This window comes from Enterococcus sp. AZ040 (assembly GCF_050499185.1).
GTDB lineage: Bacteria > Bacillota > Bacilli > Lactobacillales > Enterococcaceae > Enterococcus_D > Enterococcus_D entomosocium.
Window position 1 is genome coordinate 558919 of sequence record NZ_JBMHEW010000001.1, and the last position, 12363, is coordinate 571281.

Consider the following 12363-nt stretch of genomic DNA (forward strand, 5'->3'; position numbering starts at 1 on the left):
AAAAGGTGCGAAAGAGGAGTTGTGGCAACAGGTTTCTTCTATACAGATCACTATCGATCATATTCGTGAATGCTAATCTACCAATCGCTCGAGATCGTAGGAAAAACCGTTTTGCTTACTTAGTTCCTTGTAAAACAAGCCACTTTTCTTTATTGTACGTTTCTGTGTGGCTAAATCTAAAGAAACTAAGCCGTAGCGGTTTTTATATGCATTGATCCATGACCAACAATCAATGAATGTCCATAGATGATACCCTTTTATATTACAGCCATCTTGAATTGCTTTCCATAAATAGGCGAGATGATCTTGGATAAATTCAATGCGATAGTCATCAATCACCTGACCATTTTCATCCATGAACCGTTCTTCATTAGCAACACCCATACCGTTTTCTGAGATAAAGGATTCAATATTTCCATAGTTATTTTTGATGTCCATACATAAATCATAAATTCCTTTTTCATAGATTTCCCATCCACGATATTCATTCATTCGACGACCAGGCATAATATGCGGTTCAAAGAACCATTCTGGTAAGAATGGACTTTCTAAATTAACGGCAGAAGTTCTTGCTTTGACACGGCGTGGTTCATAGTAGTTTAGACCAAGTATCTGCGCGGTATTCTCTTCAATAATTTTTAGGTCTGTGTCATTGAAATCAACGGGTAATTGGTCATATTCCTCCAGCAAAGAGACTAGTTTTTCTGGAAATACTCCTTTGACCATGGGATCTAAGAAACTACGAGTATAAAAAAGATCCGCAATTTCTGCTGCTTTTTTATCTGCTGAATTTTGGCTTCTTGGGAAAGTCGGACTCAAATTGAGAATTACTCCGATTTTGCTAGATAGCTGGTATTTTTTAAAAGTTTGAATGGCTTTTGCATGGGCTAATATGGTAAAGAACGCTGCTTGAGCACCACGTTTAAAATCAATGAGATTTGGATAGTGAAAATCTTCTAAATAAGAGCCCAAGATTGGCCCCAAAGGTTCGTTAAAGGTGAACCAATGATAAACTAAGTCGCCAAACGCTAGAAAACAGGTATCAGCAAAATTTACATAAGCTTCAACAACTTCACGTGATTCCCATCCCCCTTTATCTTGTAATTTTGCTGGCATGTCAAAATGATAGAGATTCGCAAAAACTTTGATATTATTATTTTTCATTTCGGTAAAAAGATCTCGATAATAGGCTATCGCTTTCTCGTTCGCTTTACCAACCCCATCATTTGGAAACATTCGTGCCCATGAGATAGACACCCGAAATGAATCGTGCCCGGTTTGTTTCATCAATTGAATATCTTCGTGGTAACGATGGATATGGTCTGTCGTAATACTAGGTCCAATTCGTTTATAAAAACGATGAGGTTCTTCGTGAAACCACCGATCCCATACGGTCTCTGCTTTTCCTGTTTCTCCACGCCCTTCAGATTGTTCTGCTGACCAAGCGGATCCCCACCAAAAGTCATCTGGAAATGTTAACTGAGTATGTATTGACATTATCGTTTCCTCCTGTTCGTTTTTAACAGTGTAACATTGCTTTTGATATAAATAAATACTTTTTATTAAAAATATATATCTTTTTATGGTGGGTATGGTTTTAGCTGTAAAAAGACAATTTTTATGTTAAAGTATAAGTAATAGAGATGAGTATGAGGGAGTAAGTTATGAAGAAACAGCCAAAATATATGGAGGTTTATACGGAGGTAAAGAAAAAAATTGCCAATGGAACCTATCAAATCGGTGAAAAATTACCTACGGGCGATGAACTTGCGCATGAGTATCAAACAAGTAAGCTCACTGTGAAGAAAGGTATTGATATGCTAGTATCAGAGGGAGTTTTACGAACACGTAGTGGATTTGGAACGGAAGTTCTACGCAGACCAATTGATAATTCGAAAGTGTTTGGACCAAATGAAGGTCTTTTTGATTTAGTAGGGGAAGAACATGTGACTTCTGAAATCCATACGTTCTCAATTGAATTGCCATCGAATGAAGTTGCAGAAATTTTAGAAATAAATCAAAAAGAGTATGTCTATAATATTATTAGAAGTCGTTTTATTGATGAACAGCCTTATTCTATTGAGCAAACGTTTATGCCACTTTCTGTTATACCGGGGTTAGAACCAAAGCATTTGAAACGTTCTGTATATGGCTACATTACAAATGAGCTTGGTCTAGAGATTAAATCTTCCCATATTTGGATCAAAGGGGATGTGGCAAATGATTTCGATGCGGAAATTCTTTCTGTAAAACCAGGCGAGTTTATGATAGAGGTAGACAAAGTGGTGTCATTGTCTTCTGGTATACCGTTTGAATATTCTCTTTCGAGACATTTATACAAAGATTTTATTTTTGAAGCAGTTTTTGTTGAGAAGTGAAGACTAACGAATTTCGTTGGTCTTTTTTTTACTTTCAAAAAAAGATATATAATTTTAAATAAAGATATTTACTTTTTGGAAGAGCTGGTGTATGATCATCCCATAAGCAATCGCTTACAACTAAAAAAGGAGACTGATTGGAATTATGAGTAAAAAAGATGCTATTTTTGAAAAGTTCGGAATAATAGCCACAAGGTTAGGAAACCAGATTCATCTTCGAACACTAAGGGATGCTTTCGCCACTTTTATGCCTTTTATGATGTTGGCGGGATTTGTTACATTGATCAACTATGTTATTTTAGAGCCAACAGGATTTATGGGAAATATTATTGATCCAGCAACATTAACGACGATTCAAGAGATCGGGACTTCCATCAGTAATGGAACGCTAAGTATAACGACACTATTAGTTGTTGCGGCAGTTTCTTATCATATGTGTGTTAGCAGAAATTATACAAATCATATTGCTGCTGTTCTAGTCGCTATTTCAACGTTTATTGTTCTCACCCCTATGATGACGATGTTTACACCAGAAGGAAGTCAAGAAGCGCTGGAAGTAGGTGGGGTTATTCCTGTCACTCATACTGGTGCGTCAGGAATGTTCGTTGGAATTTTTGTGGGCTTAGCTGCTACGGAACTCTTTATTAAGTTATCTAATAATAAAAAGTTACAAATTCAATTGTCAGGAAATATCCCTCCAGCTGTGTTGAAGTCTTTTAACGTCCTTATTCCAATCATGATTACCGTGACTACCTTCGCAATTGGTTCATTTGCTGTCAATCAATTATTCAATATGGATGTTAATTCGTTGATTACTACTCTAATCACTGGGCCTTTAAGTAGGGTAACGACAGGTTTACCAGGGTTCCTCTTAATTACCTCAATTGCAAATCTCTTTTTTGGGTTTGGAATTCATCAAGCAGTGATATCAGGTTCACTTCTCGATCCGTTCTTGATTCAAAATATGCAAGAGAATATGGCTGCTTATGCGAATAGGGAAGATATTCCACATATCATAAACATGGCATTTAAAGATACGTTTGCTGTTATGGGAGGGTCAGGAAATACTATTGCTTTGCTAATTGCTATTTTTATCTTTAGTCGTCGTAAAGATTACAAAGACTTTGCAAAATTATCCGTAACTCCAGCACTTTTTAATATCAGTGAACCAATCATTTTTGGTTTACCAATTGTTTTCAATATTAGTTTGATTATTCCATTTGTATTGGCGCCGATTTTTTCCCTAACAGTTGCATATTTTGCGACAGCTGTTGGTTTGATCAATCATGTAGTCGTGCAGATACCTTGGACCACTCCTCCCGTCATATCTGGATTTTTAGCAACTGGTGGCGATTGGCGAGCATCAGTCTTACAAATTGCGATCATTGCTGTGAGTGTTTTTATCTACTTACCATTTTTACGTATCGATGAAAAAGTTACCTCAACAATAGGAAATGAAGAGTCAAATGATTGAGAAGAGGAAACTTCACAAGATTTTTTGAAGTCGTCTCAAACCAAAGGGAAGTGAAACAAATAAACTGAACAAATCTATATAACAAAAAGAGACCACATAGATGTATGTGAGTCTCTTTTTTTGTGGAAATATCGGTCGGTGAACTTGTGTTTAGACGGAAAGAATTACCTGAAGAATTTATTAGCAAGAATTTTTTTATACAAATCTATTGAGTTTCCATTCTTTTTCTCACGGTTTTGGCTAACTTTTCAATAATATACATTGCCGGTATCTGGGTTGTAATATCAGCTTCATTAATTTTTTCTAGCGAAATATTATAGGTTATTGAAATATCAGCTAATTTAGAAAGTGTTGAATTAGAGCTGCTGGTAATTCCTATTACTGAGCTTTCTGATAGATTCAAATGATTTAAATATTGAATGATTTCTGTGGTCTCGCCGGAAACGGATAAAGCGACGATACACATTTTTTTTGCTAACTCAGTGGATAGGTAATTAATAGGATAATTACTAGGATCTTCAATGCGAATCGCCATGTTAAATAGTGACGAGAAATAAAGAGAACCATATTCAGCAACAACATTTGAGGAGCCTACGCCAATAAAAATAATCAGCTCTTTTTCCATCAATAAGTGAACTGCCTCATCAAATTTATCTTCAAAGAATTTGTCTTGTGTCCGTGCTAAAAAATTCAAGAGTTCACTCTCAAAATCAAGTGTTTTTACCTCTTTTTCTTCTTTAAGAGATTCGAGATACGCACTAAGGTAAATTTTAAATTCAGAAAAACCGGTACAGCGAAATTTTTTACAAAAGCGTAATACGCTGGCAGTACTCGTATGACTTTTCTCAGCTAATTCTCGAATACTCATGGAAGCAACTGCATTTACCTCTGAAATAATTGCTTTATATACCTCAATATCCGTTTCATTTAAGTCTGGTTGATAGTCAAGAAACAACATAGTAATCCCCTCCTGTTACAAATTGTAACAGGATTGTAACCGGTGTCAATCGTCTGTTTTTGTAACCGTTTACTTAAAAGCGGTATTTAAGGGGATAAAAATAATCTATACTGACCATGTAGTTAAGTTAAAGGAGTGTTTCAGGATGGATAAAGGAATAAAAATTGCAACAATTGGCGGTGGATCAAGTTATACACCAGAATTGATAGAAGGATTTATTAAACGATATGCTGAATTACCGATTTCAGAATTATGGCTTGTGGATATTGAACAAGGAAGAGAGAAATTAGAAATAGTTGGGGAACTTGCTAAACGTATGGTAAAAAAAGCGAACCTTCCAATGAAAATTTATATGACTCTTGATCGTGAAGCGGCATTAAAGGATGCGGACTTCGTTACGACGCAATTTCGTGTAGGTCTTTTGGAAGCGCGAGCGAAAGACGAGAGAATTCCTTTAACATATGACACGATTGGACAAGAAACGAATGGTCCAGGAGGGCTTTTTAAAGGATTACGCACGATTCCTGTTATCTTAGAAATAGTGAAAGATATGGAGCGCCTTTGCCCAGAAGCATGGCTGATCAACTTCACTAATCCAGCTGGCATGGTGACAGAAGCTGTCTTACGCCATAGCAATATGCGTAGAGTAGTAGGTTTGTGTAATGGACCAATTGGAATAGAACGTGGCATTGCAGAAACATTAAAAGTACCCAAACAAGAATTATATGTTGAATTTACTGGGCTAAATCATATGGTTTTTGCGAAAAAGATTTATCATAAAGGGATTGATGTGACCCAAAAAGTACTTACATTGATGACGCAAGATACTGGCGATACAGTTGGTCTGAAAAACATTGCTGATTTAGAATGGGAACCAAATTTTTTCCGAACACTTGGCATGATTCCCATCGGCTATTTAAGGTATTACTATCAAACAGCTACTATGTTGTCTGAGCAAAAACGATCAGCAGAGAAAGAAGGAACTCGTGCAGAAGTTGTGCAGAAAATCGAACATGAGTTGTTTGAACTTTATAAAGATGAACATCTAGCAATCAAACCACCTCAATTGTCAGAACGTGGGGGCGCTTATTATAGTGAAGCAGCATGTAATTTAATTAATTCCATCTATAATGACAAACGTGATATTCAAACGGTCAATACAAGAAATAATGGTGCCATCAGTGATATCGATTGTGATTCAGCGGTTGAAGTAAATTGTTTGATTACAAAACAAGGACCGATCCCTTTGACTACAGGTGAATTACCTATTCCTATCAAAGGACTAGTTCAACAAATTAAGTCTTTTGAACGTATAGCGGCCCAAGCAGCTGTTACGGGAGACTATAACACTGCTTTATTAGCGATGACGATCAATCCCTTAGTTCCAAGTGATAGGACAGCAAAGCAACTACTTGATGAAATGCTTTTAGCACACAAAGAATATCTGCCGAATTTTTTTAAAGGAGAATGACAATGAAAGTAAAATACTATGTTGAGACAAATTACCAAGAAGTCAGTAGGATCTGTGCAAAACTCATTTTAGATGTCTTAAAAGAAAAGCCAAATGGGTTATATTGCTTTGCAGGTGGTGATACACCCGTAGGAACGCTTAACATCATTGCAGAAGCAGCAATCAACAAAGAAATAGATTTATCCCAGGCAAAGTTTATTGAACTAGATGAATGGGTTGGAATCGATCCGAAAAATGAAGGCAGTTGTCTATCCTATTTAAAAAGAAACTTATTCAATCGGGTTCCTATTGACCTAAAGCAACTTCACACATTTGATCCTTTAGCCGATGATTTAAATGAGGAATGCAAAAAAGCTGATAAATTTATCGAGGAGAATGGAGGATTAACACTGAGTTTGCTTGGGGTTGGAGTAAATGGTCACTTAGGTTTTAATGAGCCTGGTTCGTCCTTCGAAGATAAAGCTCATATAGTGAACTTAGACGAATCAACCCAAAGTGTTGGGAAAAAATATTTTTCAGACGAGAAAGTTGATCGTACGAAAGGAATTACGTTAGGGATAGGACAATTATTACAATCTGGAACAATGATCGTACAAGCTAGTGGAGCAAAAAAGAAATCTGCGATACAACAGTTTCTATGCGGTACGATTACAAAAGAGTGTCCAGTTACTTCTCTATGGTTGCACAAAGATCCTGTATTGGTGGTTGATAAGGAAGTCGTGAACTAAAAGGAGGAAAAAAGATGCAGGTCATTGAGAACAAGGTATTGCCTATATTGCTGAAAATAGGCAATAGTAAACACTTAGTTGCTATAAGAAATGGGATTTCCATGACGATTCCTTTTACTATTGTTGGAAGTATCTTCCTAATCATTGGTAACTTTCCAATACAGTCATGGATGGATTTTGTGTCAAATTGGGGGCCCCAGTTGAATGCACCAGTCAATGTTACGTTCGGAATCCTTGGACTGATATCAGCCATTGGTATAGGCTATCATTTAGGAAAAGAGTTTGGTGTTGATGCTATTTCTAATTCGATGCTCACAACTATCGGCTTTCTTCTAGCAACATTAAACGATGACTGGACGATAAATTTGGCTAATTTTGGTGCTAGTGGTATGTTTACCGCGATCATTGTTGGGGTCTTTGTTACTCATGCTTTTAAATGGTTTGTCACTCACAATATTGTAATAAAAATGCCAGAGGGTGTGCCGCCCACTGTAGCAACCTCTTTTGCAACGTTAATCCCAGGGGCATTTATTCTGACCGTTATATGGATCGTCAGAACTTTATTAGGGGTTGATATCAATGAAATCATTACTATTGTTTTCCAACCTTTAATGCAAGGGATGGGAACACTCCCTGGCATGCTGTTATACACACTTCTCGTTTGTTTGCTATGGATATGTGGAATCCACGGAGACAATGTTTTATCTGGGATTGCGACCCCTGTTTTCCTAAGTTATCTTGCTGATAATACGGCAGCTTTTCAAAGTGGTGCAGAAGTACCTCATGTTTTTGCCGATGGATTTTGGATTGTCTTTATGTGTTTAGGCGGAACTGGAGCAACACTCGGTCTAGTGTTAAATATGCTCCATTCCAGAAGTAAGATGTATAAGTCGATTGGACGATTATCTTTGCCGTCAGCTATTTTTTGTATCAATGAACCGGTTATTTTTGGTTTGCCTATTGTGATGAATCCTGTAATGCTTATTCCGTTTATAGCAACGCCTATGGTCCTATGTATCGGTACGTATATCTTAATGAATATTGGTATAGTGGGACCGATTGTTATTCAAGTTCCATGGACTATTCCTCCTATTATTGGTCCTTATTTAGCTACTAATGGTAGTATTGGAGCAGCCGTTTGGTCTTTTGTATCGATTTTCATTTCATATTTTATTTATATGCCATTTTTCAAAATATTGGAAAAGCAGCAAGTGAAAAATGAAACCGCAGAGGCGCAAGAAACGGAAACAACGATTCCTGTGAGTATAAGTGAGTAGATAGAAGAAGCCTATTTTCCATCATTCATTAAGATAAGTATTTTTAGGTATCAGAAAATAACTTTAAAAAAGTATATTGGAAAAAAGACGATTGTCCTTCATGATTCTGTTAGTTTCAATAATAAAACAACAAATAGCATCATTATCTAAGCGAATCAGTAAATGATTCGCTTTTTTTAATGTTGTATTTTTTATCATTTGCTTCTATCAATAAAACCTTCTCGAATATTTTATTGGATGTTATGGTAATTCTTGAAATCTCCTCTTCGGTCCATCGTTTAAAAAAAACGGAGTTTCAGTTGTGCCGAGAAATGATGGCGATTTCATTTTGTGCAAGCTATAGTTTAGGTGGGGGTAGCAAATATGATTCATTTCAAATTGACGTATCTGTTTTCAGAACCAAATATTGAGGCGTTTCTTCAGTTGACGAAGTGGAGGGATGAGGAATTTCTGGCGGAGATTGCCAAGATCAATCAAATCACTGAACAGCGGTTGAATCAACGAATCACGATGCATGAGGGAGAAGTTTTGATTCCTTCGCTGATTCAACGAAAATGGCCGGAAATTCTTTTCGATGTCCAGAAGAACACGTTGTTTTTTTCGGAAGAAGAGCGGCGGTCCATGATTTATCTTCTGACTTTTTCAGCAGTGAAAGACTTATCCGTCTACCAGTTTCAAGAGCTGTTCTATGTCAGTAAAAATACGATTTTGAAGGATTTAAAGGGGATCAGAGAGGAACTTGCAGCTTTCAAGATTCAACTATTGTACTCTCGAAAATATGGCTTTTATCTAGAGGGAGAGGAATATCAGATTCGCGCTCTTGCTTTTCGAAAAGTCAGTGCATTATCCAATACGAAAAATGGGAATTTGCTTTTATTTGAGGGAATCTATGAGCAGAATAAAACGATATATATTCAAATAAGAGATCGTTTGTCCGCAACATTGACTGCCTTCAATCTGGTGATCGTACCGAGCCGCTTCGAAGAAATGCTTTATTTTCTTAATTATTTATCCTTTCGGATGGCAGAAACGGCTGTTTCTTTAGCGGAGACAGAAACATCGCTGCTACAGTCGCTGCATGTCCATCAAGTTAGTCAGCAGTTTTTAGCAGAATTTCCTGCCATCAAAGATCGGAAAACAGAAGAACTTTATGTAACGATCCTGTTGAAAACGATTCTGCAAGGAGATATCGAAGATACTTCATTAGAGTTTTTATTGGAATGTGCCAGTAAGATCATTCATGAAATGGAACGGCTGGCAGCTATCGAGTTTGTGGACTATCGCACCCTTTTGATGAACACATTCTATCATCTTGTCCCGGCGTATTTTCGAATCCGCTACGGTTTTCCACTGGAGAATGTACTGATTGAAGAAATCAAGCTGCAATACAATGAGTTGTTTGAACTGACGAGACGAGCACTGGGTTCTTTAGAAGACCTAGTCGGTACGATCCCTGATGAAGAAATCGGTTATTTTACGATTTTGTTTGGTGGGGAAATCAGTAAACAAAAGGCCAAACGCGATTACTTCCAATTGAATGCATTAGTTGTCTGCCCAAGCGGCATCAGTTCATCCTTGATTTTGGAATCAGAATTAAAGGAACTGTTTCCCCAGATCCATTTTTTGCCGGCTCGTTCGATCGAAGAGTATGAAAATGTTCGTTTCAATGAAGAGATTGATCTGATTTTTTCCAGTGCCCCGATCAAAACCAAACGACCATGTTATGTGATCAATCCGATTATGACGCCCATTGAGAAGGATGAACTGCTTAGAAACGTACAAGCGGCATTCTTTCCTTCAAAAACTGGTTTGCATTCCATTGACGATGTGTTAGAAGTGATTTTGCCCTATGTTGATTTAAAAGCAGGAATCAGTAAGCAAAAGCTGAGAAAAATTTTGCAAAGAAAAATCAATCGAGAATTGAATAGAAGGGAAGACCAACGTCCGATGTTATCAGATTTATTAACAGCAGAAACCATCCAATTTACCGAGGTGCCGCTGACTTGGCAAGAAGCCATTCGAGAAGCTGCTGCGCCATTAAAAAAGACTAATAAGATTGAGGAACAGTATATAACCGCCATGATCAATAAAGTGGTGGATCACGGTCCCTTTATCCATATTGGAAAAGGCATCGCTTTGCCCCATGCGCGTCCAGAAGATGGGGTCAATGCGATCGGGATGTCGTTATTAAAAGTCAAAGAACCAGTGCTTTTGAATGATGATCCGCAACACCCTATTCACGTGTTTATATGTTTGGCGGCGGTTGACAATGAGCTCCATCTAAAAGCGTTAGCGAGTTTAACAAAAATTTTGTCGAATAATGAAAAACTAACTGCGTTACTTTCCGCAACCAATGCGGATCAAATAATTGAAGTGATCAGAGAAGGAGAAGATGAAAAATGAAATTTGCAGCAGTGTGTGGGTCAGGATTAGGATCAAGTTTTATGGTGGAGATGAATATCAATTCTGTTTTAAATGAATTGGGTGTCTCAGGTGTGGAAGTGTCCCATTATGATTTAGGAAGTGCTGCACCCGATATGGCGGATGTTTTCTTTGTTGGTGGCGATTTAGCCGATAGTGCGCAGCATCTAGGTGAGATCGTGGTGTTAGACAGTATTATCGATCTCGATGAATTGAAGCAAAAGGTTCAAGCCGTTTGTCAGGAAAAAGGATTACTATAAAAAGGAGTAGACAGTCATGAACGAATTTTTAGATATTCTTGTTGATATCGCGAGTACCCCAGCGATCTTAGTTGCGCTGATCGCTGTTTTGGGGAATGTACTGCAGAAAAAAGACATTGCCACGATCGTCAAAGGGGGCATCAAAACCTTTGTTGGGTTTCTCGTGGTCACTGCCGGGGCTGGGGTGATCGAAAGCTCTCTGGCGCCATTTGGGGAGATGTTCCAAGCAGCCTTTAACATGCAAGGGGTCGTCCCAAATAACGAAGCGATCGTTGCGCTGGCTTTGACGACTTACGGCACCTATACCGCACTTATTATGTTAGCCGGAATGGCCTTCAATATTTTGATTGCCCGTATCACTCGCTTTAAATACATTTATTTGACTGGGCATGCCACGTTGTATATGGCTTGCATGATTGCGGTGATTTTGAGCGTTACTGGAATGGATACTTTTAATCTAGTTTTATTTGGCGGCTTAGCGTTAGGGATCTGTAACACGATTTTCCCAGCGATCGCACAACCGTTTACTCGAGAAATTACTAAAAATGATTCCGTCGCATTGGGGCATACGGGGAACTTCGGCTACGCATTGAGCGGGTTGATTGGGAAATACGTCGGCAATAAGGAAAAATCTACCGAAGACATCAATTTTCCGAAAGGCCTGTCTTTCTTGCGGGACTCTACTGTTAGTATCACGATTACGATGGCTGTTGTATACGTGATCGTAGCAATTTTTGCTGGGAGTGAATTTATTACAGAAAATCTTAGCAATGGCACGAACTCGATCATTTATTCGTTGCAGCAAGCCGGTTCGTTTGCCGCTGGTGTCTTTGTGATTTTAGCTGGTGTCCGTCTGATTTTGGCAGAAATCGTACCAGCCTTTAAAGGAATTTCCGAAAAGCTTGTTCCTAATGCGATTCCTGCATTGGATTGTCCGATTGTCTTTCCTTATGCGCCAAATGCTGTTCTGATTGGTTTTCTAACCAGCTTTGTCGGTGGAATCGTTAGTTTGATCATCATGGTCTTCACAGGAACAACCGTTATTATTCCAGGTGTCGTGCCCCATTTCTTCTGTGGCGCAACGGCAGGTGTTTACGGCAATGCAACGGGTGGTGTGCGAGGCGCCGTCATTGGTTCCTTTATTCATGGGATCATTATCAGCTTCATGCCGATCTTGTTGATGCCAGTCATGGGGGATCTTGGGTTCCAAGGATCAACTTTCTCTGATACCGACTATGGAGTTGCAGGGATCTTCCTAGGAAACTTAGCCAATATGGGCGGTCAAATCGCCATCTTCTCAGGGATAATTGCGGTAGTCGCGGTCTTGATCGGATTGACGATTTTCAAGAAAAACAGCCGGGCAAAATCTGTTTCTGAATAAATAGAGGATGGAGGG

At 38.3% G+C, this 12363-nt stretch carries 10 protein-coding genes; 8 read left to right on the plus strand and 2 right to left on the minus strand.

The genetic code is table 11. The annotated features are described in order from the left end of the window. Positions 1-72: 72 nt before the first annotated feature. On the minus strand, positions 73-1497 hold the full coding sequence (locus tag IGK63_RS02610; RefSeq protein ID WP_034871905.1) for a glycoside hydrolase family 1 protein: 1425 nt from the start codon (positions 1495-1497) through the stop codon (positions 73-75). Positions 1498-1664: 167 nt separating this feature from the next. On the opposite strand from IGK63_RS02610, the gene IGK63_RS02615 reads away from it, so the two are divergent. Together IGK63_RS02615 and IGK63_RS02620 are read left to right on the plus strand one after the other, a co-directional pair. Next, the gene (locus IGK63_RS02615; RefSeq protein ID WP_016611336.1) at positions 1665-2378 is read left to right on the plus strand and encodes a GntR family transcriptional regulator; all 714 of its coding nucleotides are present in this window, start codon (positions 1665-1667) and stop codon (positions 2376-2378) included. Between the two features lie 145 nt (positions 2379-2523). Then, on the plus strand, positions 2524-3852 hold the full coding sequence (locus IGK63_RS02620; protein WP_016611335.1) for a PTS sugar transporter subunit IIC: 1329 nt from the start codon (positions 2524-2526) through the stop codon (positions 3850-3852). Between the two features lie 205 nt (positions 3853-4057). Here the strand turns inward: IGK63_RS02620 and IGK63_RS02625 are convergent, their stop codons facing one another. Beyond that, positions 4058-4810, minus strand: a complete 753-nt coding sequence (locus IGK63_RS02625; RefSeq protein ID WP_016611334.1) for a MurR/RpiR family transcriptional regulator — start codon at positions 4808-4810, stop codon at positions 4058-4060. 145 nt (positions 4811-4955) lie between these two features. On the opposite strand from IGK63_RS02625, the gene IGK63_RS02630 reads away from it, so the two are divergent. The 6 genes from IGK63_RS02630 to IGK63_RS02655 all read left to right on the plus strand — a co-directional run bounded on the left by IGK63_RS02630 (position 4956) and on the right by IGK63_RS02655 (position 12348). Beyond that, entirely contained in the window at positions 4956-6281 is a 1326-nt protein-coding gene (locus IGK63_RS02630; protein ID WP_016611333.1) for a 6-phospho-beta-glucosidase, read from the plus strand. 2 nt (positions 6282-6283) lie between these two features. Beyond that, the gene (locus IGK63_RS02635; RefSeq protein ID WP_034871903.1) at positions 6284-7009 is read left to right on the plus strand and encodes a glucosamine-6-phosphate deaminase; all 726 of its coding nucleotides are present in this window, start codon (positions 6284-6286) and stop codon (positions 7007-7009) included. A 14-nt stretch (positions 7010-7023) separates the two neighbouring features. Then, positions 7024-8286 carry a PTS sugar transporter subunit IIC gene (locus IGK63_RS02640; RefSeq protein ID WP_016611331.1) on the plus strand — a complete coding sequence of 421 codons (1263 nt, stop codon included), beginning with the start codon at positions 7024-7026 and terminating at the stop codon, positions 8284-8286. A gap of 363 nt (positions 8287-8649) precedes the next feature. Beyond that, positions 8650-10689 (plus strand): BglG family transcription antiterminator, encoded by a 2040-nt coding sequence (locus IGK63_RS02645; protein ID WP_016611326.1) that lies wholly within the window; start codon positions 8650-8652, stop codon positions 10687-10689. Then, positions 10686-10967: a PTS sugar transporter subunit IIB gene (locus IGK63_RS02650; RefSeq protein WP_005227537.1), complete on the plus strand. Its 282-nt coding sequence runs from the start codon at positions 10686-10688 to the stop codon at positions 10965-10967. The genes IGK63_RS02645 and IGK63_RS02650 overlap by 4 nt, the downstream gene beginning before the upstream one ends. A 16-nt stretch (positions 10968-10983) precedes the next feature. Beyond that, positions 10984-12348: a PTS ascorbate transporter subunit IIC gene (locus IGK63_RS02655; protein WP_008377920.1), complete on the plus strand. Its 1365-nt coding sequence runs from the start codon at positions 10984-10986 to the stop codon at positions 12346-12348. Positions 12349-12363 lie beyond the last annotated feature (15 nt).

Coding starts and splice junctions, on each gene's coding strand:
- IGK63_RS02610 (WP_034871905.1), bottom strand. CDS start 1,497: ATGTCAATACATACTCAGTTAACATTTCCAGATGACTTTTGGTGGGGA.
- IGK63_RS02615 (WP_016611336.1), top strand. CDS start 1,665: ATGAAGAAACAGCCAAAATATATGGAGGTTTATACGGAGGTAAAGAAA.
- IGK63_RS02620 (WP_016611335.1), top strand. CDS start 2,524: ATGAGTAAAAAAGATGCTATTTTTGAAAAGTTCGGAATAATAGCCACA.
- IGK63_RS02625 (WP_016611334.1), bottom strand. CDS start 4,810: ATGTTGTTTCTTGACTATCAACCAGACTTAAATGAAACGGATATTGAG.
- IGK63_RS02630 (WP_016611333.1), top strand. CDS start 4,956: ATGGATAAAGGAATAAAAATTGCAACAATTGGCGGTGGATCAAGTTAT.
- IGK63_RS02635 (WP_034871903.1), top strand. CDS start 6,284: ATGAAAGTAAAATACTATGTTGAGACAAATTACCAAGAAGTCAGTAGG.
- IGK63_RS02640 (WP_016611331.1), top strand. CDS start 7,024: ATGCAGGTCATTGAGAACAAGGTATTGCCTATATTGCTGAAAATAGGC.
- IGK63_RS02645 (WP_016611326.1), top strand. CDS start 8,650: ATGATTCATTTCAAATTGACGTATCTGTTTTCAGAACCAAATATTGAG.
- IGK63_RS02650 (WP_005227537.1), top strand. CDS start 10,686: ATGAAATTTGCAGCAGTGTGTGGGTCAGGATTAGGATCAAGTTTTATG.
- IGK63_RS02655 (WP_008377920.1), top strand. CDS start 10,984: ATGAACGAATTTTTAGATATTCTTGTTGATATCGCGAGTACCCCAGCG.